A 25,017-nucleotide genomic window follows, 5' to 3' on the forward strand; every position below is an offset into this window, starting at 1 on the left:
CTGGACTTTCGTCTACTCATTTAGCCAAAACCCGCGGAATTCCGCGGTTCTGCTTCTAGAGTACCGGTATACCAGTTGGAGAATCGGACCGAATTTCGCCTCCGAGATGCCGGAATACCGGTTCGGTCAGACGATCGGCAGCAGGGCTGACACGACCCAGCGTCCGTCTGCTTCTCCGGCACTGAACTCACCGCTGGCGCCGAGGACGCGCTCGGCCATTCGCCCGACGCCGGTGCGGCTCGACGAGAGCTCGCGACGCGGCGTGACAGAGAGAGGGCTGCTCACCGTCAGCTTCGCGGAGTCGTCATCGATGTCGAATCGGATCAGGACTTCGCCTTCGCCTGCGTACTTGAGGACGTTGGTGGCCGACTCGCGCAGGATGCGCGCGAGGATGATCTCGGCTGCGCGTGGGATGCGCTCGTCAGAGGGGTCGCCGTCGACGATCACGGCGTGACCCGCGGATTCGAACTCCTGCTGGGCTTCGTCGACGGAGGCCGCCAGATCGCCCGAGGGCATGCCCTCGGACCGGGGTCCGTCGTCTGCGAGGTCGATCACGAAGCGGAGATCGGTCATCGCCTTGCGTGCGGCGATGCGGATCGCCTCCTGCGATTCGCTGCTGGTGCGATCGTCGTCGAGCATCTGCACGTGCAGCGCCACCACCGTGAGGTGGTGCGCGATGCTGTCGTGCAACTCGCCGGCGATCCAACGTCGCTCAGCGAGTACTGCCTGCCGTTCCTGCTCGGCCTTCTCAGCCAGCTGCACCTCGAGCGTCCGCCCTCGGGCGAACGCGATGCGAAGTGCGAAGCCGACGGCGCCGGATACTGCGGCGCCGACCAGGAAGATCGCGATATTGAAGGCATCCCTCGAGTCGCCAGTGACGACCAGTGCGGATGCGAGGAGGAAAACTCCGGCATAGGACAGGACCAAGGAGGTCCATCCCAGACGCACGACCAAGCCTGCCGCGAAAGCGGCGGTCGTGAGCACCTGGGCTTCGATGCCGGGGATGAAGGAGAGTGCGAACACCACGCCGAGGGCGTATGTCGCGATCAGTGGGGACCAGAGGTACAGGGCCAAGACCGCGGTGGATGCGATCCCGAGTGCCGCCGTCAGAGGATCCAATCCCGGAGGAAGGAACAGTCCGACTGTGTCGAAGGTGACGATCGTTCCGACGACCGCCAGTACGGCGATCCGTTCGATCGTGCTGAGCTTCTCGCCCTTTCCGAGTCGGGTGACGTCTGCGCGTTCACCCGACGGAAGACTTGAAGCCATACTTCAGTATCTCCTTTCCGCCATATAGATTAACGGTAGAAGCCGAAAAAGAGTCCAACCTGGTTCCAGAAAGACATAGAGATTCACCTCCTTTATTGCACTTTTGACTAGCGATGTACTCATCTTCTCGGTGATCTTCTCGCACCACATCTGTCGCACGTCTAGACCTCGATAGCCAAAGGTCTAGGAGATCGCGTCGCAGGTCCACCCCGGTTAGGCTTCGTCCATGTCCCAAATCCGCGTCGTGATCGTCGATGACGATCCCCTGGTGCGCTCAGCGCTCTCTCACTTCGTCTCACGAGACCCCGAGATCACCGTGGTCGCAGAGGCGGAGTCCGGGCTCGAGGGCATTGAGGTGGTGGGACGCGAGCATCCTGATGTCGTGATGATGGACGTGCAGATGCCCGAGATGAATGGCATCGAGGCGACTGCTGTCATCAGTGAGCGATGGCCCGAGGTGAAGATCCTGGCCGTCACCACGCTCGACGGCAGCGACACCGTTCTGCCTATGCTCAGTGCGGGTGCATCGGGGTATCTGCTGAAGGATTCCAGCGCTGCGAGCATTCTCGAGGGTGTGCGGGAGGTCTACAGCGGAGCGAGCTCACTGTCCCCGCGCATCGCCTCGCTGCTGATCAAGCACGTGCGTGACACGGAGCCGGTCGGTGGCGACGACTCGCTCGAGGCGCTCACCGATCGCGAGCAGGAGGTGCTGCAGCGTCTGGCCCAGGGAATGTCGAACGCGGAGATCGCTCGCACACTGATCGTGTCAGAGGGAACGGTGAAGGCTCATCTGGGCCGCATCATGTCGAAGTGGCACGTTCGCGATCGAGTGCAGATCCTGGTCACGGCAGCGCACGCCGGCCTCGTCGACTTCCGCTGAAACCGGCCTCGCTGAGACCGCGTCTCCCTGAACGCGGGTTGCCCTGAATGCGGGTTGCCCTGAGATCACGTCCCGCCGAGCTCGCGTTCCCTGCAGTCCGAACGGTCTCCGGGGGCGCGACGCAACCAAGACCAAGTAGCGCGTCAACCCGTTCGGGCGAGGTGCGTCTGAGGCAGGTCGGCGGGGAGGCTGAGTCGTGGCGTGCGCCAGTGGCGTGCGGGGTCCCACCACGCCGGTCCGCGCACCTGCGGGAGGCCGTTACTCATGCGGATCTCCCACTGCGAAGTGTCAAGCGATCGGTGATGCCACCAGCACAACGGGACACCGTTATCCGTATGCGTCGGCCCACCCTGTGCGTGTTCGGTGACGTGGTGGATCTCGCACCACGACGCGGGCACGTGGCATCCGGGGATCAGGCATTCCTTGTCGCGGGCGACGATCGCCCGGCGCTGATGAACCGTGAACACCCGATCAGTGGTCGTGATCCCGATGATGCGGCCCTCATCCATGAGTACCCGCTGGATCGCTCCCGAGCACGCGACCTGCGCCGCCACCGAGACGGGCACGTGAGCGCCGGATCCGGGGATCGTCGCCCACCCACCGTTACCGGCGGCGGCACCCGCACACGCACCCGCGACACCGGCGCCAGCGTTGGCATCTGCGCCAGAGCTGAAGGCCGACCCATGAGCGAGGTCTTTTGCATCGACGGTGACGACGAGCACCGGTGATGCCCCACCCAACGTGGGCATGTCCTTGTGTCGGGCCGCGATCGCCAGCGCCGCTGCGAGCGCATCATGGCGTTTCTGGGCCGCGGTGCGGTCATCGATCACGCTCCGCTCGTCCGAGTTGAACGGGTCCTCTCCCCCGTCCCCGCCGGCGTCTGCGTCTACGTCCGTGTCTGCGTCTGCGTGTACGTCTGTGTCTGCACCAGCATCAGCGCCGGATTCCGTGCCGCCGCTGGGGGTGAAGAACACCCCGGGCATGGGTGGGCCGTCACCCTTGGGGTTGAGGAGCGCGTCCATGATCAACCGGAACTGGGCCGCGACCTCCGGGGTCAGATACCCGCGGATCGCATGCACACCGTCCTTGAGGCGGCCGATCGTGATGCCCCGACGCCGCTTCGCATCCTCGTCTTTGGGTTCTTGTCCATCGGGGTCGAACATCGACGCAAGATCCTCCGCAAGAGCTCGCAGATCCTCCGTCGTCGGCGACGGACCCGCCGCATCCGCGTCGACGTCCCGGCCCGCGTCAGGGTCGGGATCGACCTCGAGACCGTGCCCGCGGGCGCAACCTGCCAAAGCCACATCGGCCGCCAACCGCTGATCGACCGTGAGCCGATCCCACACCCGCTCGATCGGACCGGTCGCGGCAAGAAACCCGTCGACCCCGACAACCCCGTCCAGCAGCGCCGTCCGCAACTCTGGCCACCGGGCGGGAAGCCGCTCCCCCGACACCAGACTCACATCCCGCCGCACGCGGTCGATGACCTTCCCCACCCTGGTCGCACCCCGCGGATCGACGAGCATCGTCCGCTGCAACAACTCGTTCTCGCCCCGGCAGCCCGCCGCATGCGGGAAACCACCCATCTCCCCCGTCGCGACGGTCTCGACGACCACCGCCTCCACCCGCCGAAACGCCGACCCCGCGGCCACCAGAACGCTCACGCGCTCCGCATCCGACAGCCCCGCCAATGCGTCGTCGGACAGCACCGAATCGAGGTCGGCGATGACCCGATCCAGGAGCTCCGCAGTGCTGTTCATACCCCTCATTCAACCCATCACCACCGACATTCGAGGGTCGAAACAGCCGCAAATTACCCCAGCTCAACGCCATATTCCAATCTCCCGATACTGCGCGGAGCAGGACACGCGTCAGATGGGAGCGAGCACCAGAAACGGGAACGGGAGAGCAAGAGAACTGGGCACGGAGAGGGAGAAGCAGGAAGGAGAAGCAGTGAGCAGCGCCGGAGGAAGGCAGCACCGTCAGGCTGGTTCTGCCTTCATGAAGACGTCGACGGCGTCTTCGCTCTCGAGAACGAAGCCGTGCCGCTCGTACAGTCGCCGTGCCGCGCTGGCCTGCAGCACGTTGAGCCGGAACGGCCGCGTGCCGTCGCTCTCGGTGAGCAGTCGTGCGAGCACGGCTGCTCCTATCCCGCGGCCCTGCGATTCCGGCGCGAGATAGAAATGCTCGATCCAGAACCCGTCCGGTTCAGGCCTCACCGCCACCAGACCGACGTCTTCACCGTCGACGACGATCACGCGGGTGTTCTCGGGAACGAACGCATCGAGGAAGCGCTGCCGCACGCGCACCGGGTCATATCGGCCGAGCCGCTCGAGGTCAGGTCGCATCACGACCGCTCTCAGCTCCGCCATCCAGACGGCGTCAGACGGGCTGCTCGCTCGAAGACTCCATCCCGCTGACACAGAATCCATACAACCATCAGGAGCAGCACTCTCAGACCGGCACCCACCGCGCACAGCATCCGCACCACGAACCGCGCACAGCATCTGCATCATGCACGCCGCCCGCAGCTACAGCGCGAGCAGCACGATCCCGCCGGCGACGACCGCGGACGCGGCCAGACGCCATCCTGGCCTGCTCTCCTTGAGGGCGAACACCCCGAAGAGGCTGACCAGCACGACACTGACCTCGCGCAACGGTGCGACCAGGGCCACCGGAGCGATCTGGATGGCCGTGAGCACCAGGATGTACGACAGCGGCGACAGGATGCTGAAGGCCACGATACGTCGCCACTGCGTGCGCCCGAGGGTGCGGACGGCCGCCCACCGGCCGCGAACACCGAAGGAGTAGAACGGGATCTCGAGCAGCATCGTCCCGACCATGAAGGCGACGGGCGAGAGGTTCCAGGTGCGCACCGCGTTGGCATCCCAGATCGTGTAGACCGCGATCGCGACCCCGGTGAGCAGGCCGAACACGAGCCCGGGGTCGAGTGAGCGGCCGCGGCGCTCGGGGCGCCCCCGGTCGACGAGCCCGATCGCGACGACCCCGACGATGATCGCGGCGACGCCCACCAGGGCGAGTGCGGAAGGCCGCTCACCGAACAGCAGGATGGCGACGATCACCGAGAGGAACGGTCCGGTGCCCCTGGCTGTCGCGTAGACGGTGGAGAGGTTGCCCTCACGGTATCCGCGCTGGAGCACCGCCATGTAGGCGACGTGCAGCACCCCCGAGACTCCGACGCCCAACAGGAACGCGAGCACGTCGTCGGTGCCCAGCCCGCCGGTGAACGGGACGACGCCGATCCAGACGACGGTTCCTCCGACGGCTCCCCACCACAGGAACGGCATGCCCGCCCGGCTCACGCCATGGGCGACGATGTTCCACGCGGCGTGCGTGACGGCTGCGGCGATGACGAGGGCGAAAGCGAGAGCGGACACGAGAGACCCTTCCGTTCGTCGCGGGCGCGACGAACAGGGTCCTCCGGGCTTTTGTCCTGTCAGATGACGGCGCCCCTGCGGAGGGACACCGTGGCGCCGCTCGGACCAGACGGGACGAACCCCGGAACCCTAGGCGCTATCGAGAACGACAGTACCTGCCGTGAGTGACCGGGAGGTGAACGGCACCAGCCCGGCATCCGACGGAGTCGCCGTCAGGCGCACGACGATTACGATCGAAGGACCGCCCCTTCAGGAAGGTCCCCCATGCCCGTCACCCCGGACGCTCTCGCCCACGCCGAGGATCTCGCCGACTTCGTCGTCGCCTCGCCCTCGAGCTATCACGCCGCCGCAGAGGTGGCCAGGCGACTCGAGAATGCCGGGTTCGCGCGCCTCGAAGAGGGAGACGCGTGGGAAGTCACCCCCGGCGGGCGCTACGTCGTCGTGCGCGACGGCGCCGCGATCGCCTGGACGGTGCCGAGGGATGCCACCGCCACCACACCCGCACACGTGCTCGGCGCTCACACCGACTCCCCCGGCTTCAAGCTCAAGCCGCAGCCGACCACCGGGTCGAAGGGCTGGCTGCAGGCGGCCGTGGAGGTGTACGGCGGACCGCTGCTGAACTCCTGGCTCGACCGCGAGCTGCGCCTCGCCGGCCGACTCGCCCTCGCCGACGGACGGGTCGTGCTCGCCGACACGGGAGCGCTGCTGCGCCTCCCCCAGCTCGCGATCCACCTCGACCGCGACGCGAACACGGGCCTCGCACTCGACAAGCAGTTCCAGACGCAGCCCGTCTGGGGCCTCGGCGACCCGACGCAGGAGGACATCCTCGCCGAGCTCGCCGAGTCGGCCGGAGTCACGGCATCCGACATCCGCGGGTACGACGTCGTGATCGCCGACACGGCACGCGGAGCGGTATTCGGCAAGGATCGCGCGTTCTTCGCCTCAGGCCGTCTCGACGACCTCGCCTCGGTGCATGCCGGCGTGGTCGCACTCGAGTCGATCGACACCGCGGCGTCCGGACCGATCGCGATCCTGGCGGCCTTCGATCACGAGGAGCTCGGCTCGAACTCGCGCTCCGGCGCGGCAGGTCCCTTCCTCGAAGACATCCTCGGTCGCGTGTACGACGCGCTCGGCGCCGACGCCTCCGAGCGCCGCCGCGCCCTCTCGGCGTCGTGGTGCCTGTCGAGCGACGTGGGCCATTCGGTGCACCCCAACTACGTGCACAAGCACGACCCGGTGGTGCAGCCGGTGCTCGGATCCGGTCCGATCCTCAAGCTCAACGCCAACCAGCGGTATGCGACGGATGCTGTCGGCTCCGCCGCCTGGCGCGACTGGTGCGACAGCGCCGACGTGGTCACGCAGGAGTTCGTGTCGAACAACAACGTGCGCTGCGGGTCGACGATCGGCCCGATCACGGCGACGCGTCTCGGCATCCGCACGGTCGACGTCGGCATCCCGATCCTGTCGATGCACTCGGCCCGTGAGCTCGCGGGAGTCTCGGATCTGCACGACCTCGCCCGCGTCGCGGGGGCGTTCTTCGCCGGCTGATCGCCGCAGGCACCCCCGCGGGCCCCGCGCAGTGCCAGGATGATGGCATGACGGACATCAAGCCTGGCCTCATCGAGCGCGCGGGCATCGAGATCATCCCCGAATCCGAGCGCACGGCGAAGCCTCGCGACCTGTTCTGGCCGTGGTTCGCGGCCAACGTGTCGGTGTTCGGCATGTCGTACGGGTCGTTCGTGCTCGGCTTCGGGATCTCGTTCTGGCAGGCGACGATCGTGTCGGTCATCGGCATCGTCGTGTCGTTCCTGCTGTGCGGACTCATCGCGATCGCCGGCAAACGCGGTTCGGCCCCCACCATGGTGCTCTCCCGCGCCGCCTTCGGTGTGCAGGGGCAGAAGGTGCCGGGAATCGTCTCGTGGCTGACGTCGATCGGCTGGGAGACCTTCCTCGCGATCATGGCCGTGCTCGCGACAGCCACCGTCATCACGCAGCTCGGCGGTGACGGCGACAGCATCGCGCTGAAGATCACGGCCACCGTCATCGTCGCCGCACTCATCGTCGTGGCCTCCGTGCTCGGGTATCACACGATCATGAAGCTGCAGTCGGTGCTGACCTGGGTCACGGGTGCCGTGACGATCCTCTACATCGTCCTCGCTGCGCCGAGCATCGACCTCGCCGCCGTCATGGCCCGCCCGGATGGCGGCCTCGGCCAGGTCATCGGTGCGCTGGTCATGGTGATGACCGGCTTCGGGCTCGGATGGATCAACATCGCCGCCGACTGGTCGCGATATCAGAAGCGCACGGCATCCGATGGGGCGATCGTCGCGTGGAACACGATCGGCGGCTCGATCGCGCCTGTGATCCTGGTCGTCTTCGGTCTGTTGCTCGCGGGGTCTGACGACGAGCTCAGCGCGGCGATCGCCGCCGACCCGATCGGCGCCCTCGCCACCCTCCTGCCCCTCTGGGTGCTCGTGCCCTTCCTGCTCACCGCGGTGCTCGCGCTCGTCTCGGGAGCCGTGCTGGGCATCTACTCCTCGGGCCTCACGCTGCTGAGCCTCGGCATCCGCATCCCCCGCCCGTCGGCCGCGGCGATCGACGGCGTGATCCTCACGATCGGCACGATCTACGTGGTGTTCTTCGCCACCGACTTCCTGGGCCCCTTCCAGAGCTTCCTCATCACGCTCGGCGTTCCGCTGGCATCGTGGGCCGGCATCCTGATCGCCGACATCCTCCGGCGCAGGAAGGACTACGACGACGAGGCGCTGTTCGACAGCCGCGGCCGGTACGGCGCCTGGGACTGGATCTCGATCGGCACCATGGTGGTCGCGAGCGTGATCGGCTGGGGCTTCGTGCTCAACGGCTTCGCCGATGCCGCCCCGTGGAACAACTGGCAGGGCTACCTGCTCGGCCTGGTCGGCGGAGTCGACGGAGACTGGGCCTACGCGAACCTCGGAGTGTTCTTCGCCCTGGTGCTGTCGTTCGTCTTCACCTGGTTCGCTCGCGCCGGACGCATCCGCGCGCAGGAGGCAGCTGCGTGAGCAGGGAGTCCTGGCTGGTCGTGATCGACCCGCAGACGATCTTCGCCTCACCTGACTCGGCCTGGGCGTCACCGTTCTTCGACGACGCGATGCCCCGCATCAGCGAGCTCGCCGAGTCGTTCGGCGACCGTGTGATCGTGACGCGCTGGATGCCGACCGCCGACCGCTCGACCTCGTGGGGCGCCTACTTCGCCGCGTGGCCGTTCGCAGACCAGGCACCGTCGGACCCACTGTTCGACCTCGTACCGCAGGCGGTCGGCCTGTCGGCGCATGCGACCCTCGATCTGCCGACGTTCGGCAAGTGGGGCGCCGCGATGGAGGCGATCGTGGGCAGAGGAGCGCACGTCGTGCTGGCGGGAGTCTCGACGGACTGCTGCGTCATCTCGACAGCCCTCGCCGCAGCGGATGCCGGGGCGCACGTCGCGATCGCCGCCGACGCCTGCGCGGGATCGACGGCCGAGAACCACGAGGCCGCGATGCGGATCATGGGTCTCTACCCGCCGCAGATCACGATCAGCGATACCGCGGCGGTGCTGGCGGAGCGCTAGCCCGCAGCGCGCACAGCCGCCGCGATGTCGGCGGGCGACCCGCGCCAGGGTGCCCCGTGCCCTGGTAGCACCCAGGATGCCGACAGAGCGGCCAGTCGGTCGAGAGACGCGGTGGCCTCCTCAGGCTCGTCCGTGAACGGCGCGGGCTGCGGACCCACGCGCCCCGTCAGCACATGGCGCGTGGTGAGCGCGTCGCCGACGAAGACCGCATCCGCCGCGGGGATGTGCACCGCGATGCTGCCGGGCGAGTGCCCCGGCATCCCGATGACGACCGGGGATCCGGGGAGGTCGAGCACCTGGCCGTCGACGACGGTCACGACCTCGGACACGTGCCGCGTGCGCAGTGCATTCTTGCGCAGGCTGTAGGCGAAGAATCCCAGCGTCGGACCGATGCGTGCCGGCCCCATCGGGGTCTTCGGCTTCTCACCGGTGCGCACCCGATGCGCATCGGCACTGTGGACGAAGACCGGCACGACTGCTTCACTGCGCAGTCGCTCGGCGAAGCCGATGTGGTCGCCGTCGCCGTGGGTGAGGACCAGACCGCGGATGTCGGAGAGCGGCCGGCCGAGCTCGGTCAGCTTTCGCTGCAGATCGTTCCAGTGACCGGGCAGACCCGCGTCGACGAGCGTGATCCCCTCCGGCAGGTCGACCAGATATGACGCGACGACGTCGTTGCCGAGTCGATGCAGGTGCGGTGCGAGCTTCATGGTCGCCCTTTCGTGGTGGTCTATGATGGCTACATTACGTAGCTATCATAGCTAATGTCAATAGCCATTAAGGAGTCCAGATGCCGACCCCCGAACGAACCTCTCTGGCGGCCATCGTCGACGCCGGCCGCGAAATCCTCGAATCGGCCGGCCCCGCAGGGCTGACGATGCAGGCGGTCGCCGAGCGCGTGGGCGTGCGGGCACCGTCTCTCTACAAGCGGATCCGCGATCGAGACGCCCTGCTGTCGGCGGTCGCGGAGGCCTCCGCCGATGCGCTGACGAGCCGACTTGACACCGCGGGCGACGAGCTGCCCCTCCTCGCCGCCGCGTACCGCGCCTTCGCACACGAGCACCCCCAGGCGTTCCGCCTGCTGTTCACGGCATCCGCGCCCGAAGACGCTCTCCACCGGACGTCTGCTCCGGTGCTGCGCTCCTGCGCCGAACTCGTCGGGCCTGAGCATGCGCTCGATGCCGCCCGCCTCTTCACCGCCTGGGCGACCGGGTTCCTGCAGATGGAGCTCGCCAGGATGTTCCGGCTCGGCGGCGACGTCGACGAGGCGTTCGACTATGCGATGGGCCGCATCATCGCCGGGCTCACAGCCGCCTGATCACACGCCCGGGCGGGCGGATACGAGATCGACCGGAATACTGCCAAGATGATGCGCGGAGAGGGGTTTCCATGACCACGAGCGCGCACGAAGACGAGTCCGTCCGCCCGAAGAGGGCTCGACGGCCGTGGCACCGCACGAAGGTGGCGGTGGGGCTGGTGCTCCTCGTCGCCGCCGTGGTGGCGATCATCGGCGCGCTCACCCCGTGGCCTTCGGCCATGCTCATCCGCTCGGTGTTCACCAAGGGTGGCGACGAGACCGCCGCCGAGATGGAGAAGCACGTCACCGAGGCGAAGCTCACCGAGCAGCTCGACGTCGCCTACGCCGACAGCGGCGCCGACACCACGATGGACGTCTTCACGCCGGCATCCGCCACCGGGCCGCTGCCGACGGTCGTCTGGATCCACGGCGGCGCCTGGATCTCGGGGTCGAAGGAGAACGTCGACCCCTATATGCGCATCCTCGCGGCCGAGGGCTACACCACCATCGCGCTGAACTACACGATCGGGCCCGAGGGCGTGTATCCGCTCGCGGTGCACCAGCTCAACGACGCGCTCTCCTACATCGACGCGCACGCCGATGAGCTGAACGTGGATCCGAACCAGATCGTGCTCGCCGGCGACTCCGCCGGCGGACAGCTGGCCAGTCAGATGGCGACGCTGATGACGAGCCCCGACTACGCCGAGATCATGGACATCACCCCGGCGCTGAAGGCCGAGCAGGTGGTGGCGACCGTGCTGAACTGCGGCGTGTACGACCTCGCGGCGCTCGCGTCACTCGACGGCGTCGTCGGCTGGGGTCTCAAGACGTCGATGTGGGCGTATGCGGGAACCAAGACCTGGGCGGAGGGCTCGACCGGCTCGACGATGTCGACGATCGACTGGGTGACCGAGGACTTCCCGACGACCTACATCTCGGGTGGGAACGGCGATGGGCTGACCTGGCTGCAGTCGATCCCGATGGCCAAGCGCCTCGACGAGCTGGGAGTCGACGTCACGACCCTGTTCTGGCCGGCTTCGCACGAGCCGGCCCTTCCGCATGAGTATCAGTTCCACCTCGACATGCCCGACGCCCAGACGGCGCTGCAGCAGACGATCGACTTCCTGAACGCGAACACCACGCGCTGAGGGTCGCGGCGCGGCGCGGCGCGGCGATCTACTTCATCGTGTCGAGGATGCCGACCAGGTCGTCGAACGTCGTGAGCGGGTTGAGGATCGCGAAGCGGGTGTTCGGGCGCCCCGCGTGCGAGCTCGGCACCACGAACGCGCGCTGCGAGTCGAGCAGCTCGTCCGACCAGCGGTCGTAGTCGCCGCGCTCCCACCCCTCGCGTTCGAACACGACGACCGAGAGCTGCGGGTCGCGCACGAGTCTGAGCTCGGGACGGGCGGCGATCTCGGCGGCGATCCTCTGGGTCAGAGCGAGCGTCGCACTCACGGCCTCGCGATAGGCGGTCACGCCGTAGGTCGCGAGCGAGAACCACAGCGGCAGCCCCCGTGGGCGTCGAGTGAGCTGGATCGAATAGTCCGACGGGCTGAAGTCACCGGCGTCGGTGAGGGTGTCGAGGTATTCGGCGTGCTGCGTGTGCGCTCGGCGCCCCGCATCGGGGTCGCGGTAGATGAGCGCGCAGCAGTCGAAGGGGGCGAACAGCCACTTGTGCGGATCGACGATCACCGAGTCGGCGCGCTCGACCCCCGCGAAGATGCCGCGGGCCTCAGGGGCGAGCATCGCGGTGAGCCCGTAGGCGCCGTCGATGTGCAGCCAGAAGTCGAACTCGTCTTTCAGCGCGGCGATGCCGGCGATGTCGTCGACGATGCCGAAGTTGGTCGAGCCGCCGGTGGCGACCACCGCGCAGATCTCGTCGCCGTGCTCCGCGAGCGCCGCACGCACGGCATCCGCCCGCAGCATGCCGTCGTCACCCGCGGGCACCAGCAGCACGTCGGCATCCATGACCTTCGCCGCCGACTTGTTCGACGAGTGCGCCTCGACGCTGCACACGATCTTCCACCGACGTGGGAGCTCCTTGCCCGCGTCGAGCAGCTTCACCTTCGCCGCCTCGCGAGCGGCGACGAGCGCCGACAGGTTGCCGATCGTGCCGCCCTGCACGAACACTCCACCGGCGGTGTCGGGGAGACCGAACTCCGAGGCCAAGAAGGACAGCACCTCGTTCTCGGCGTGCACGGCGCCCGCGCCCTCGAGCCAGCTGCCTCCGTAGAGGCCGGATGCCGAGACCACGAGGTCGAACGCGATCGAGGCGATCGTCGGGGCGGTCGGGATGAACGACAGATACGACGGGTGGCTCGTCGTCAGGCAGGCCGGGGCGAGGATGTGCTCGAACACACTGAGCGCGCGATGCGAACCGAGACCGGCGTCGGTGATCGTGGTTCCGACCAGACGATCGAGCTCGGCCGGCGACTGGGGCTTGTCGAGCGGCACATCGGCCGCCAGCATCCGACGGCGCGAGTAGTCGAGCACCGCGTCGACGATCGCCGTCGATTCGGCCGAGGCCGCGTGCATGCGTTCTGCTCCCATGAGCTGTCCTTACCTGAGGGTTTCTACGGGCTGTGCGGGCTCGGCGATCGGAACGTCGAGTACTGCGGAGAGGGTTCGGCGAGCGAGATCGGCTCGATCGCGCGGCGCCCAGTGCACGAGCGAGTGGGCGCTCATGCCGTCGACCATGGCGAGCAGCATCCATGCCGACGAGTCCGGGTCGACCTGCAGCGTCGCATCTTCAGCGACCGCGCGGGCGATGAGGTCTTCGAGGGCACTGTGCCAGAGATCCATCTCGGTGCGCACCCTGATGCCGAGCGCCTCATTGCGGGCTCCGAGCGCCCACGACTGCACCCATACCATCGCGACGTCGTCGCGCGAGTCGTCGAGCAGCGTCTCGATGAGCCGCAGCAGGTTGGTGCGCAGATCGACGCTCGAGTCGTACGAGGCGATGACCTCGTCTCGCTCGGCCGCGACGATCGCGGTGAAGACCTCGGCGACGAACGACTCCATCACCGGCCGATAGTGCGCGACGAGAGCCGGCGTGACGCCGACCCTGGCCGCGACGGCACGCACGGTGAGGGCTTCGAGGCCGCTCTCCGCGGCGAGCGCGACGGCGCCGTCGACGATCGAGCGTTCGCGCTCTTCGGGCGGCAGCCGGCGAGGCGCGGCGGCTCTTGACGTGGTCTTCATCACGGGCTACCGTATCACTCGTTGATCACGTGTTCAATAGGGATCACGACTCCTCATTCCCGAGGTCGCGATCAGCAGCGAGGGAGACAATCATGGCCTGGCACATGCCCGCCGAGACCGCACCGCACGACCGCACCTGGATGGCATTCCCCGCCGAGGGCCCGACGCTGGGCGAGACGGCGTCCGAGCGCGACGAGGGATACGACACCTGGACGGCCGTCGCCCACGCGGTCGCCGAGTTCGAGCCGGTGTCGATGATCGTCGACCCTGCCGAGGTCGCCCGCGCTCGGCGCATGCTCAGCAGCAGCATCGACATCGTCGAGGCTCCGGTCGACGAGTTCTGGATGCGCGACTCCGGCCCGACCTTCGTGATCGACGACGAGCGGCCCGGTGTGCTCGGCGCGGTCGACTGGATCTTCAACGGCTGGGGCGCGCCGGCCTGGGCGCAGTGGCAGAAGGCGGCGCAGCACGCGCGCATCATCGCCGGGGCCGTCGGCGCCGAGCTCGTGAGTTCGACCCTCGTCAACGAGGGCGGCGGAATCCACGTCGACGGCGAGGGCACCGTGCTGCTCACCGACACCGTGCAGCTCGACCCCCGCCGCAACCCCTACGCCGACAGGGCGCGCGTCGAGGCCGAGATGGCCCGCACGCTGGGCGCCACGAAGGCCGTGTGGCTGCCGCGGGGCCTCACTCGCGACTACGACGACTTCGGCACGAACGGGCACGTCGACATCGTCGCGACGCTCGTCTCTCCCGGGCGACTGCTGCTGCACGAGCAGCAGAACCCCGAGCACCCCGATCACGCCGTGACGCGCGAACTGCGAGAGCACCTCGCGCAGCAGACGGATGCGGCCGGTCGCCGTTTCGAGATCGTCGACCTGCCCGCGCCGACGACCCTGCGCGACGATGAGGGCTTCGTCGACTGGAGCTATGTCAACCACCTGGTCACGAACGACGGCGTGGTCGCGTGCGGCTTCGGCGACGAGCAGGCCGACGCCACGGCACGGTCGATCCTCGCCGATGTCTACCCGGGGCGGCGTGTGGTCACGGTCGATGCGCGCCCGCTGTTCGACCGCGGCGGCGGCATCCACTGCATCACCCAGCAGCAGCCGAGCGTAGGTGTGCCCGCATGATCGACGTGGTCGAGGCCCCCATCGCCGAACTGCGGCGAGCGCTCGAGACCGGAGCCATGACCGCCGTCGAGCTCGTCGACGCGTATCTCGCGCGCATCGACGCCTACGACGGCCCCGAGACCGAGACGGCGCTGAACGCCGTCGTCGTCCGCAACCCCGACGCCCACTCGGAAGCAGCGGCATCGGATGCGCGACGTGCACGCGGCGAGACGCTCGGACCCCTCGACGGCATCCCGTACACGGCGAAGGACAGCTACCTGGTGCGCGGACTCACCGCCGCCGCCGGCAGTCCCGCCTTCGCCGATCTCGTCGCCCAGCGCGATGCGTTCACGATCGAACGCCTGCGGTCGGGCGGCGCGATCTGCCTCGGGCTGACGAACATGCCTCCGATGGCCAACGGCGGCATGCAGCGAGGTGTCTACGGGCGCGCCGAGAGCCCCTACAACGCCGACTTCCTCACCGCGCCCTTCGCCTCGGGGTCGTCGAACGGATCCGGCACCGCGACGGCGGCGAGCTTCGGAGCCTTCGGTCTGGGCGAGGAGACCTGGTCGAGTGGACGCGGCCCCGCCACGAACAATGCCCTCTGCGCCTACACGCCGTCGCGCGGCGTGATCTCGACCCGCGGCAACTGGCCTCTGGTGCCGACCATGGACGTCGTCGTTCCGCACGCGCGCACCATGGCCGACCTGCTCGAGGTGCTCGACGTGATCGTCGCCGACGATGCCGAGACGCGTGGCGACTTCTGGCGCGCGCAGCCGTGGGTGACGCTGCCACTCTCTTCCGAGGTGCGCCCCGAGTCGTACGACGCCCTGGGCGCAGACGCGGCGACCGCTCTGCGGGGCATCCGCATCGGCATCCCTCGCATGTACATCAATGCGGACCCGGATGCCGGCACCGCCGCCGACCCGGGCATCGGTGGCCCCACGGGTCAGCGCATCGAGACCCGCGCCTCGGTGATCGCGCGCTGGGAGGCGGCTCGTCGCGACCTCGAGGCCGCGGGGGCGACCGTCGTCGAGGTCGACTTTCCCGTGGTGTCGAACTACGAGGGCGACAGACCGGGCGCACCCACCATCGCGACGCGCGGTCTCGTGTCGCCGGAGTATCTGCGCCGCGAGATCGTCGACCTGTCGGCGTGGGGGTGGGAGGACTTCCTGCAGGCGAACGCCGACCCGCGACTGAACACCCTCGCCGCCGTCGATGGGGCGACGATCTCCCCACACCCGGAGGGTGCACTCCCCGACCGCTACACGGGCTTCGACGACGACATCGCCGAATACCCCGACTGGGTGCGCGACAACCCGGGCGTCGGATTCGCGGACATGCCCGAGCTCGTCGACGGACTCCGTGGGCTCGAGGAGACTCGACGCGTCGACCTCGAGGAGTGGATGGACGAGCACGAGCTCGACGCGGTCGTGTTCCCGGCCGTCGCCGATGTGGGTCCGGCCGACATGGACGTGAACGAGGCCTCCGCCGACCTCGGCTGGCGCAACGGCACCTGGATCGCGAACGGCAATCTGACCGTGCGCCACCTCGGCATCCCGACCGTGACTGTGCCGATGGGGCTCATGGCCGACATCGGCATGCCGATCGGGCTGACTTTCGCGGGCCGCGCCTACGACGACGCGACGCTGCTGCGTCTCGCCGCCGGGTTCGAGGCGATCGGCGCACCGGGCGAGCGCCGCACTGCTCCCCCGCGCACGCCGAGGCTCTGACGGCGAGCAAAACGCCACCCACCGGTCATTGACCGGGCATCGTGAACATTTCACCATTGTGACGCTCGCCACGATTGTTATATGTTTGGCCTGTCCGTCACGACAGGAAGCGACCCATGAGCACCGAGAACAACGAGCGCGAGCTCGAGGCCGGCATCGTCACCGATCTCTCGGGCCGCATGACGTACGGGTCGTACCTGTCGCTCGACCAGCTGCTCACCGCGCAGAATCCGGTCAGCGTCCCCGAGCACCACGATGAGCTGCTGTTCATCATCCAGCACCAGACCACCGAGCTCTGGCTCAAGCAGCTGCTGCACGAGCTGTCTTCTGCCCGAGAGCTGCTCGCCAGCGACGACCTGCGCGAGGCGCTGAAGCGGGTCGCGCGGGTCAAGCGCATCCAAGACGTGATGACGCAGCAGTGGGGGATCCTCGCGACCCTCACACCCACCGAGTACGCGCAGTTCCGCGGAGCGCTGGGCAACTCGTCTGGCTTCCAGTCGGTGCAGTACCGCGCCGTCGAGTTCGCCCTCGGCAACAAGAACGAGAAGATGCTCAGCGTCTTCGCCGACCACCCCGCCAACCTCGCGCTGCTCACCGCCGAGTGGCACAAGCCCACGCTCTACGACGAGTTCCTGCGCTACGCGTCGCGGCGCGGCCTGCCGATCCCGGCCGAGATCCTCGACCGCGACGTGCGCCTCCCTTACCGGGAGACCCAGGAGCTCGTGCCCGCGATCCGCGAGATCTACCAGAACCACCAGCAGCACTGGGACCTCTACGAGGCCTGCGAAGACCTCGTCGATCTCGAGGACAACTTCCAGTTCTGGCGCTTCCGTCACCTGAAGACCGTCGCGCGCACGATCGGCATGAAGGTCGGCACCGGCGGCTCGAGCGGAGTCGGCTTCCTGCAGCGCGCGCTCGACCTGACGTTCTTCCCCGAGCTCTACACCGTGCGCACCGAGATCGGCGGCTGATGCACGCGGCGACCTTCTTCGACGGCGAAGGATGGCGCGACGGCATCGTCGAGTTCGACGGCGAGCGGATGCTGCTGCGCGACGAGTCGCCGGCATCCGATCTGCACCTCCCCGGTCTGCCGAGGCTCGACGGCGTGATCATCGGCGGCTTCACCGACCACCACGTGCACCTGCAGCTCGTCGATCACGAGCTGCTGCGCGGGTCGACGCTCGGCCGCGTGATCGACCTCGGCGCGAATCCGACGGTTGTCGCCACGCTCTCCGCTGCCCTGCGCGAGGCTGGAAAAGCATGCGCGAACTCGAGCGGGGCCAAAAACGCATCCGCAGATCCTCGCGGGGCCAAAAGCGCATCCGAAACGACGGTTTCCGATGCGTTTTTGACCCCGCACCAGAGAACGACACCGCATGAGACACCGCACCGGACACCGCACCCTGTCTCGATCGAGTTCGCCGGCGCGTTCCTCACGCCCGTCGGCGGCTATCCGAGCGACCGCGACTGGGCACCAGAGGGGTCGTTCCGCGAGATCGCGGACAGGGCGACCGCCGAACGGGCGGTGGCCGAGATGGCGGATGCCGGAGCATCCTGCATCAAGGTCGCGAGCAACGCCACCGCAGGCCCCGTCTTCGACGATGACCTGTTCCGCGCTATCGTCGTCGCTGCATCCGCACACGGCCTCTCCGTCGTCGCCCACGCCGAAGGCGCGGGAGAAGCACAGCGCGCAGCCCGCCTCGGCGCCGCGCGCCTCGCCCACTCACCGTTCACCGAGCGCTTCGACGATGCCGAGATCACCACCCAGGCGGCATCCCTCTCGTGGATCTCGACGCTCGCGATCCACGACGCCGACAGCGCGGAAAGGACCATGGTCGTCGACAATGTGCGCCGCTTCCACGCGGCCGGCGGCTCCGTGCTCTACGGGACCGACATGGGCAACGGCCCGACGCCCGTCGGACTGAACTCCGCCGAGCTCGCCGCCCTCCGCGACGCCGGGATCGACGGCATCGACCTGCTCCGCACGCTCGCCCCGCAGAACCCTCTCGACCCCGCATCCGTGCTCCTGAAACTTTCCGGCACCGACGCCGATCCGACACTCGCCCGCCCGCTGACCAGCGCCGATCTGAAGGCTTGACATGACCGACACCCGCGACGCCGCGACCATCGAACGCTCGCTCCTCGACCTCGCCGGCGCCCTCGATGCCGCCGACCCGCTGCACGCCCACCTCGACGCGTTCGTCGAGGCTCCGGGGGTCGGCGCCTACCTCGACGGCAATTCGCTCGGTCGACCACTCAAGGACACTCCCGAGAAGCTCGCCGCGTTCGTGCGCGACGACTGGGGCACAAGGCTGATCCGCTCGTGGGACGAGCAGTGGATGGCGCTGCCGATGGAGCTCGGCGATCGCATCGGGCGCGTCACCCTCGGTGCCGCCGCGGGGCAGACCGTCGTGGCCGACTCGACCAGCGTGCTGATCTACAAGCTGATGCGCGCCGCCGCGACCGCAGACCCGGCCCGCACCGAGCTCGTGATCGAGTCGGGCAACTTCCCCACCGACCGGTTCATGGCCGAGGGCGTCGCCGCCGAGACCGGCATGACGGTGCGGTGGATCGAGCCCGATCCGGTGCTCGGAGTGCAGATCGCCGACGTGGTCGCCGCCATCTCCGAGCGCACGGCTCTCGTCTCGCTCAGCCACGTCGACTACCGTTCCGGCGCCCTCGCCGACATGCCCGGCATCACGACCGCGGTGCACGAGGTGGGCGCGCTGATGATGTGGGACCTATGCCACTCGGCCGGCGTGATCCCGATGCAGCTCGACGCCTGGGGCGTCGACATGGCGGTCGGATGCACGTACAAGTACCTCAACGGCGGCCCCGGCTCCCCCGCGTTCGCCTACCTGCGACGCGAGCACCAGGGCGTCCTGCGCCAGCCGATCCAGGGCTGGTGGAGCGCCGCAGACATCTTCGCGATGGGTCCGCAGTACGCGCCGGCCGGCGATATCCGGCAGCTGCTCAGCGGCACTCCGCCGATCACCTCGATGCTCGCGATGCAGGGGATGCTCGACCTCATCGAGCAGGCGTCGATCGAGGCGATCCGCGAGAAGTCGCTCTCCCTCACCGACTTCGCCGTGCGCGCGTACGACGAAGCGCTGGCGCCCCTCGGCGTGCGGCTGCTCAGCACGCGCGACGCCGCACTTCGCGGCAGCCACGTCACGATCGGCCACCCCGACTTCCGCGCCGTGACGCAGCGACTGTGGGCCGACGGGATCATTCCCGACTTCCGCTTCCCCGACGGCATCCGCCTGGGGCTCTCGCCGCTCAGCACCTCGTATGCCGAGACGCTCACCGGCATCCTCGCCGTGCGCGACGCCCTGGAGTCGCATGACCGCTGAGCTCGCCGAGCATCCCGAGACGGGCCCCGTGCTCGACGACATCGATGCGCGCCCCGGCAGCACGGCATCCCTGCTGCGCACCCTGGTGGGGCTGTACCTGCGCCCGCTCGGCGGCTGGATCTCGGCGGCCGACCTGGTCGCACTCGCCGGCGATCTCGGGATCCCCACGGCGCAGGCGCGCACCGGCGTCACCCGCCTCAAGCAGAAGGGGCTGCTGCTCGCCGAGCGCCGGCACGCGATCGGCTATCTGCTGAATCCGGATGCCGCCACGATGCTCGAGCGGGGCGACCGACGCATCTTCGAGATGCGCGAGATGACGGATGCCGACACGTGGTGCCTCATCTCGTTCTCGATGCCCGAGAGCGCCCGCGCGACGAGACACCAGCTCCGCCGCCGCCTGCAGTGGATCGGGGCGGGCGTCGTATCCCCCGCCCTGTGGATCTGCCCCGGGCATCTGCAGGGCGAGGTGCTCGACATCGTCGACGACCTCGACGCCAGAGACTGGGTGACGCTGTTCCAGGCCGGCGCACCGACGACCGCGCGCACGCTGCCCGAGGCAGCCGCGGACTGGTGGGACCTCGACGCGCTGCGCGCCGAGCACCTCGAGTTCCAGTCGTCGCTCGAGACGCTTCCGGACGCGCCGTTCGCCGCCTACGTGCGGCTGATCGACCGCTGGCGCGTGCTGCCCTACATCGATCCGGGCCTGCCGCCCTCGATGCTCCCGGCCGACTGGCCGGGCAGGCGCAGCGTCGACGAGTTCCAGAGGCTGTCGACGGAGCTGTCGGATGCCGCGTGGCAGCGCGTGCGGGAGATCACCTCGGCGGCGCGGTCGTAGCCCGCACCACCAGCCGCGTCGGCAGGATCACGTGCATCTCGTCGACCTCCTGCCCCGAGAGCAGCGTGAACACCATGTCGGCCGCGACGGCGCCGAGTCTACGCATCGGCTGCTGGATCGTCGTGAGCGGCAGCGCCCGCCTGGTGGCCTCGGGCACGTCATCGAACCCGATCACAGACAGATCGTCCGGCACCCGCAGACCCAGCTCGTGGGCGACGTCGATCACCGCGATCGCCGACAGGTCGTTCGCCGCGAAGATCGCCGTCGGTCGGGACTCGCCGCTCAGCATGATGCGGGCGGATTCCCTGGTCACATCGAGCTCGTAGCGGCCGATGCCGACGAGTGACGGATCGAGAGGGATCCCTGCGTCCGAGAGTGCCCTGCGGTAGCCGGCATCGCGGAGCCCGGCGGATCTGAGGTCGGGGCGACCTGCGAGGAAGCCGATGCGGCGGTGGCCGAGCTCGATCAGGTGTCTGGTCGCAGTGAGCGCGCCACCGAAGCTGTCGGATTCGACCGTGGGCAGGTCAGCACGACCCGTATGGGGATCGATCGCGACCACCGGGATCTCGGTGCCGGCGCTGACGACCGTCGGGGTGACCATGATCGCGGCATCGATCAGCGTGCCCGAGAGTCTGCTCAGCGATCGCCGCTCCCAGCCGTCGCCTGCGCCGAGGTGCGAACCGCTGTAGGCGAGCAGGTCGAACGCCGTGTCGTGCACGGCCGAGCCGACGCCTTTGAGGATCTCCGCACTGAAGGGTTCGAAGTCCGCCAGGAGCACACCGATCACACCCGTTCGCCGAGCCCTCATGCTGCTCGCGACGAGGCTCGACTCGTACCCGAGCTGCTTCACGGCGTCGAGGACCCGCTGCACGGTGGCATCCGCTATCCCATATCGGCCGTTCACGGCTTTCGAGACGGTCGACACCGACACTCCAGCCGCTTTCGCGACGTCGTGGATCGTCGTGCGTGCCCCCATGAGACGCCAGCGTAGCCGGGTTTCCAGATCGATGGAAACTGTTTTCGAAAACGTTTGACGATCGACTGGTCCGGCTGGAGACTCATGCCACTGCGGTCTCACCTGAGCGTCCGCAGGCGCCCCGCAGCGAAGCGGCGCGCAACTCGATGAGGAGAACGATCACATGAACAGCAGAAGGCTCCCCCTCGCCTCCGCGGTCGCAGCATTGGCCGTCGGAGCGCTCGCGCTCTCGGGCTGCACCGCAGACTCGTCCGGCACCGACGGCGGCGACACCAGCATGACCCTCTGGCACAACTCGACGACAGGCCCCGGAGTGGAGTTCTGGGAGCAGACGGTCGCCGACTTCGAGAGCGACAATCCGGGCGTCACGATCGACATCCAATCGGTCCAGAACGAGGATCTCGACGGCAAGCTGCAGACCGCCCTCAACTCGGGAGACGCCCCCGACATCTTCCTGCAGCGCGGCGGCGGCAAGATGGCCGCGATGGTCAAGGCCGGCCAGCTGAAGGACCTCACCGACGCGATCGCAGGCCCCGCGGCCGAAGAGATCCCCGATGCGTCGTACTCGGCGAACAGCCTCGACGGCAAGATCTACGCCATGCCCGTCGCCGTGCTGCCCGGTGGCCTGTTCTACAGCCAAGACCTCTTCGACCAGGCGGGGATCACCGAGAACCCGACGACCCTCGACGAGCTCGAGGCGGCCACGGTCGCCCTCAAGGGCGCCGGGATCGACCCCATCGCCCTCGGCGCCAAGGACGCCTGGCCCGCAGCGCACTGGTACTACTGGTTCGCCCTGCGCGAGTGCAGCTCCGACACACTCGCCAAGGCCGCCGACGAGATGGACTTCACCGACGAGTGCTGGGTGCGTGCGGGTGAGGACCTGCAGTCGTTCGCCGAGACCGAGCCCTTCAACTCGGGCTTCCTGACGACTCCTGCCCAGCAGGGCGCCGGCAGCTCTGCCGGGCTGATCGCCAACCACCAGGCCGCCATGGAGCTCATGGGCGCGTGGAACCCCGGCGTCATCGGCTCGCTCACTCCTGACCAGCAGCCGCTGGCCGACCTCGGCTGGTTCCCCTTCCCCGAGATCGACGGCGGAGACGGCGAACCCGGTTCGATGATGGGTGGCGTCGACGGCTACTCGTGCTCGGTCGACGCACCCGACGCATGCGTCGACTTCCTGAACTACATCGGCACCTCGGACGTGCAGACCGCCTACTACAAGGCCTTCAACGCCCCGCCGGTCAACACCGTCGCGCAGGAGGCCGTCACCGAGCCCTACCTGCAGACCATCCTCGAGGCGTACAACGCGGCTCCGTACGCGACGCAGTGGCTCGACACCGTCTACGGCCAGAACGTGGGCAACGCACTGAACGTCGCAGTGGTCGATCTGCTCGCGGGCAACAGCGACGCGGAGGACCTGGTCAAGGCTGTGCAGGATGCCGCAGCGAAAGCGTGACACGCGTGCCCGGCTGGAAGTGATGCTTCTGGCCGGGCCCGCCCTGCTCGTCTTCCTCGCCTTCGTCATCTTCCCGGTGCTGATGGCGGCGTACTACGGCTTCTTCAGCTGGCAGGGCTACGGCCCGCCCACCGAGTTCGTCGGGCTGAAGAACTACCTCACGATCCTCCAGGATCCGCTGTTCCACGACGCGCTCGCGCACAACGGCTTCATCCTGGTGTTCTCCCTCGTGCTCCAGGGTCCGGTCGCCATCGTGCTGGCGCTGCTGCTGAACCGCAAGATGCGAGGTCAGTCGCTGATCCGCGTGCTGATCTTCGTGCCCTACGTGATCTCCGAGGTCGTCGTGGGCACGGGGTGGAGCCTGATGCTGCAGACCAACGGCGCGCTCAACGCGATGCTGACGAACATGGGTCTGGGGTTCCTGGCGACCGATTGGCTGTCTGACCCCGGGATCGCGATCTGGACGCTGATGGCGATCATCACGTGGAAGTACGTGGGCTTCGCGGTCATCCTGTTCCTCGCCGGCCTGCAGGGCATTCCGGAGGAGCTGAACGAGGCCGCGGCCATCGACGGCGCCTCCTACTGGCAGATCCAGTGGCGGATCACGCTGCCGCTGCTCGCGCCGACCCTGCGCATCTGGGCGTTCCTGTCGATCATCGGCTCGCTGCAGCTGTTCGACCTCGTCTACATCATCTGGGGGCAGTACATCGCATCCACCGCGGGCACCTCGACCATGGCGACGTACATGGTCTCGGAGGGGCGCAACGCCGGCAACTACGGCTACGGCAACGCGGTCGCGGTCGTGCTCTTCCTCATCTCGCTCGTGGTCGCTCTCATCTATCAGCGCGCCGTGCTGCGCAAGGACACGGACGGCGCCCTCACCGGCGCCTCGGGCAGGAAGAAGGACTCCCGCTCGCGCGCCCGGCAGGATGCCGCCCTGCAGCATGCCGGCGCAGAGGCCGACGCGGCTGCAGACGCCACCACACAGAAGGAGTCCGTCCGATGACCGCCACCTCGGTGCTCGTCACCCAGCGCAAGGCCCGCACGGGTCGCACCGCGAAGCCCCGGCTGCCGTGGGCCAACCCCGCCGTGTACTTCGTCGCGCTGATCGCGGTCGGTCTGATGCTGGCGCCCATCGCCTACATCATCACCGGCGGGTTCCGCACGAACGCGCAGATCACGACCGATCCGTCCGGGTTCCCGCAGCCGTGGGTGGTGTCGAACTACCTCGACGTACTCACCGGCAGCGTGTTCTGGCGACTGGTGGGCAACTCGACCATCGTCGCTCTCGCGACCACCGTCGGCACGGTCGCCCTGGGACTGATGGCGGCCTACGTCCTCGCGAGGTACCGGTTCGCCGGCCGAGGAGTGCTCTACGCCTTCTTCGCCGCAGGGCTGATGTTCCCTCTGACCGTCGCGATCACCCCGCTGTACATCGTGGTGCGCAGTCTCGGACTGATGAACTCGCTCGGCGGAGTGATCCTGCCCCAGATCGCGTTCGCGCTGCCGACGACCATCATCATCCTCGTGCCGTTCCTGCGCGCCATCCCCGATGAGATCCAGGAGGCCGCGTTCATCGACGGATGCAGCCGCATCGGGTTCTTCTGGCGGATGGTGCTGCCGCTCTCGCTCCCGGGAGTCATCACCACCGGCATCCTGGCGTTCATCGGCAGCTGGAACGGCTACCTGCTGCCGCTGTTCATCCTCAACGATCAAGCCGCGTACACGCTGCCGCTCGGCGTGCAGTCGTTCGCATCCCAATACTCCGTGGACACCGCGAAAGTGCTCGCATTCACATCGCTGTCGATGATCCCGGCGCTGATCTTCTTCAGCCTGTTCGAGCGGCGCATCGTGGGAGGGCTGACCGGTGCAGTCAAGGGCTGATGCGGTCGCCGTCGCGACACCCCACGTCGACGAGAAC

The 25,017-nt window shown here is 68.1% G+C and carries 23 protein-coding genes; 15 read left to right on the forward strand and 8 right to left on the reverse strand.

Annotated features, from left to right (window positions below):
• Positions 1-126: 126 nt before the first annotated feature.
• Positions 127-1,269, reverse strand: a complete 1,143-nt coding sequence (locus tag FIV50_RS14255) for a sensor histidine kinase (protein ID WP_140037993.1) — start codon at positions 1,267-1,269, stop codon at positions 127-129.
• A 226-nt stretch (positions 1,270-1,495) separates the two neighbouring features.
• Here FIV50_RS14255 and FIV50_RS14260 point away from each other — a divergent pair, with 226 nt between their 5' ends.
• Complete coding sequence (locus tag FIV50_RS14260) at positions 1,496-2,149, forward strand: response regulator (RefSeq protein WP_258184287.1); 654 nt, start codon at positions 1,496-1,498, stop codon at positions 2,147-2,149.
• A 143-nt stretch (positions 2,150-2,292) separates the two neighbouring features.
• Here FIV50_RS14260 and FIV50_RS14265 read toward each other — a convergent pair whose 3' ends face one another.
• The 3 genes from FIV50_RS14265 to FIV50_RS14275 form a co-directional block, all read right to left on the reverse strand.
• On the reverse strand, positions 2,293-3,909 hold the full coding sequence (locus FIV50_RS14265) for an HNH endonuclease signature motif containing protein (protein WP_140037994.1): 1,617 nt from the start codon (positions 3,907-3,909) through the stop codon (positions 2,293-2,295).
• Between the two features lie 222 nt (positions 3,910-4,131).
• The gene (locus tag FIV50_RS14270) at positions 4,132-4,521 is read right to left on the reverse strand and encodes a GNAT family N-acetyltransferase (protein WP_258184288.1); all 390 of its coding nucleotides are present in this window, start codon (positions 4,519-4,521) and stop codon (positions 4,132-4,134) included.
• A gap of 159 nt (positions 4,522-4,680) precedes the next feature.
• Positions 4,681-5,547, reverse strand: a complete 867-nt coding sequence (locus tag FIV50_RS14275; protein ID WP_140037996.1) for an EamA family transporter — start codon at positions 5,545-5,547, stop codon at positions 4,681-4,683.
• A 264-nt stretch (positions 5,548-5,811) separates the two neighbouring features.
• Here FIV50_RS14275 and FIV50_RS14280 point away from each other — a divergent pair, with 264 nt between their 5' ends.
• The 3 genes from FIV50_RS14280 to FIV50_RS14290 are packed head-to-tail and all read left to right on the forward strand — an operon-like array spanning position 5,812 to position 9,136.
• Positions 5,812-7,095 (forward strand): M18 family aminopeptidase, encoded by a 1,284-nt coding sequence (locus FIV50_RS14280; protein WP_140037997.1) that lies wholly within the window; start codon positions 5,812-5,814, stop codon positions 7,093-7,095.
• Positions 7,096-7,142: 47 nt separating this feature from the next.
• Entirely contained in the window at positions 7,143-8,588 is a 1,446-nt protein-coding gene (locus FIV50_RS14285) for a purine-cytosine permease family protein (RefSeq protein WP_140037998.1), read from the forward strand.
• Positions 8,585-9,136 carry a cysteine hydrolase family protein gene (locus tag FIV50_RS14290; RefSeq protein WP_140037999.1) on the forward strand — a complete coding sequence of 184 codons (552 nt, stop codon included), beginning with the start codon at positions 8,585-8,587 and terminating at the stop codon, positions 9,134-9,136. The genes FIV50_RS14285 and FIV50_RS14290 overlap by 4 nt, the downstream gene beginning before the upstream one ends.
• Here the strand turns inward: FIV50_RS14290 and FIV50_RS14295 are convergent.
• Positions 9,133-9,843, reverse strand: a complete 711-nt coding sequence (locus FIV50_RS14295) for an MBL fold metallo-hydrolase (RefSeq protein WP_140038000.1) — start codon at positions 9,841-9,843, stop codon at positions 9,133-9,135. The genes FIV50_RS14290 and FIV50_RS14295 overlap by 4 nt on opposite strands.
• 80 nt (positions 9,844-9,923) lie before the next feature.
• Here FIV50_RS14295 and FIV50_RS14300 point away from each other — a divergent pair, with 80 nt between their 5' ends.
• Complete coding sequence (locus FIV50_RS14300) at positions 9,924-10,451, forward strand: TetR/AcrR family transcriptional regulator (protein WP_140038001.1); 528 nt, start codon at positions 9,924-9,926, stop codon at positions 10,449-10,451.
• A 71-nt stretch (positions 10,452-10,522) separates the two neighbouring features.
• Positions 10,523-11,578, forward strand: coding sequence for an alpha/beta hydrolase (locus tag FIV50_RS14305; protein WP_140038002.1), 1,056 nt, complete (start codon positions 10,523-10,525; stop codon positions 11,576-11,578).
• 28 nt (positions 11,579-11,606) lie between these two features.
• Here the strand turns inward: FIV50_RS14305 and FIV50_RS14310 are convergent, their stop codons facing one another.
• Complete coding sequence (locus tag FIV50_RS14310; RefSeq protein WP_140038003.1) at positions 11,607-12,980, reverse strand: pyridoxal phosphate-dependent decarboxylase family protein; 1,374 nt, start codon at positions 12,978-12,980, stop codon at positions 11,607-11,609.
• A 9-nt stretch (positions 12,981-12,989) separates the two neighbouring features.
• A complete protein-coding gene (locus tag FIV50_RS14315; protein ID WP_140038004.1) occupies positions 12,990-13,631 on the reverse strand; it encodes a TetR/AcrR family transcriptional regulator in 642 nt (213 codons plus the stop codon).
• A 92-nt stretch (positions 13,632-13,723) separates the two neighbouring features.
• On the opposite strand from FIV50_RS14315, the gene FIV50_RS14320 reads away from it, so the two are divergent.
• From FIV50_RS14320 to FIV50_RS14345, 6 genes are all read left to right on the forward strand, one after another.
• On the forward strand, positions 13,724-14,764 hold the full coding sequence (locus FIV50_RS14320; RefSeq protein WP_140038005.1) for an agmatine deiminase family protein: 1,041 nt from the start codon (positions 13,724-13,726) through the stop codon (positions 14,762-14,764).
• The gene (locus FIV50_RS14325) at positions 14,761-16,476 is read left to right on the forward strand and encodes an amidase (protein ID WP_140038006.1); all 1,716 of its coding nucleotides are present in this window, start codon (positions 14,761-14,763) and stop codon (positions 16,474-16,476) included. The genes FIV50_RS14320 and FIV50_RS14325 overlap by 4 nt, the downstream gene beginning before the upstream one ends.
• A 116-nt stretch (positions 16,477-16,592) precedes the next feature.
• Positions 16,593-17,447, forward strand: a complete 855-nt coding sequence (locus FIV50_RS14330) for a tryptophan 2,3-dioxygenase (RefSeq protein WP_140038007.1) — start codon at positions 16,593-16,595, stop codon at positions 17,445-17,447.
• Positions 17,447-18,574, forward strand: a complete 1,128-nt coding sequence (locus FIV50_RS14335) for an amidohydrolase family protein (protein WP_140038008.1) — start codon at positions 17,447-17,449, stop codon at positions 18,572-18,574. The genes FIV50_RS14330 and FIV50_RS14335 overlap by 1 nt, the downstream gene beginning before the upstream one ends.
• Position 18,575: 1 nt before the next feature.
• Complete coding sequence (locus FIV50_RS14340) at positions 18,576-19,829, forward strand: kynureninase (RefSeq protein WP_140038009.1); 1,254 nt, start codon at positions 18,576-18,578, stop codon at positions 19,827-19,829.
• Complete coding sequence (locus FIV50_RS14345; protein WP_140038010.1) at positions 19,819-20,664, forward strand: PaaX family transcriptional regulator; 846 nt, start codon at positions 19,819-19,821, stop codon at positions 20,662-20,664. The genes FIV50_RS14340 and FIV50_RS14345 overlap by 11 nt, the downstream gene beginning before the upstream one ends.
• On the opposite strand, the gene FIV50_RS14350 is transcribed toward FIV50_RS14345, so the two are convergent.
• The gene (locus FIV50_RS14350) at positions 20,642-21,640 is read right to left on the reverse strand and encodes a LacI family DNA-binding transcriptional regulator (protein WP_140038011.1); all 999 of its coding nucleotides are present in this window, start codon (positions 21,638-21,640) and stop codon (positions 20,642-20,644) included. The genes FIV50_RS14345 and FIV50_RS14350 overlap by 23 nt on opposite strands.
• Before the next feature lie 163 nt (positions 21,641-21,803).
• Between FIV50_RS14350 and FIV50_RS14355 the strand changes: the two genes are divergently transcribed.
• From FIV50_RS14355 to FIV50_RS14365, 3 genes are read left to right on the forward strand one after another with little or no spacing between them, the layout of a single operon-like run.
• Complete coding sequence (locus tag FIV50_RS14355; protein ID WP_140038012.1) at positions 21,804-23,096, forward strand: ABC transporter substrate-binding protein; 1,293 nt, start codon at positions 21,804-21,806, stop codon at positions 23,094-23,096.
• Positions 23,077-24,102, forward strand: a complete 1,026-nt coding sequence (locus FIV50_RS14360; RefSeq protein WP_258184289.1) for a carbohydrate ABC transporter permease — start codon at positions 23,077-23,079, stop codon at positions 24,100-24,102. Before FIV50_RS14355 ends, FIV50_RS14360 begins: the two co-directional genes overlap by 20 nt.
• Positions 24,099-24,980 (forward strand): carbohydrate ABC transporter permease, encoded by an 882-nt coding sequence (locus tag FIV50_RS14365; RefSeq protein WP_140038013.1) that lies wholly within the window; start codon positions 24,099-24,101, stop codon positions 24,978-24,980. Before FIV50_RS14360 ends, FIV50_RS14365 begins: the two co-directional genes overlap by 4 nt.
• Positions 24,981-25,017 lie beyond the last annotated feature (37 nt).

Origin of the sequence: Microbacterium foliorum, from assembly GCF_006385575.1 — a bacterium.
Classification (GTDB): domain Bacteria; phylum Actinomycetota; class Actinomycetes; order Actinomycetales; family Microbacteriaceae; genus Microbacterium; species Microbacterium foliorum_B.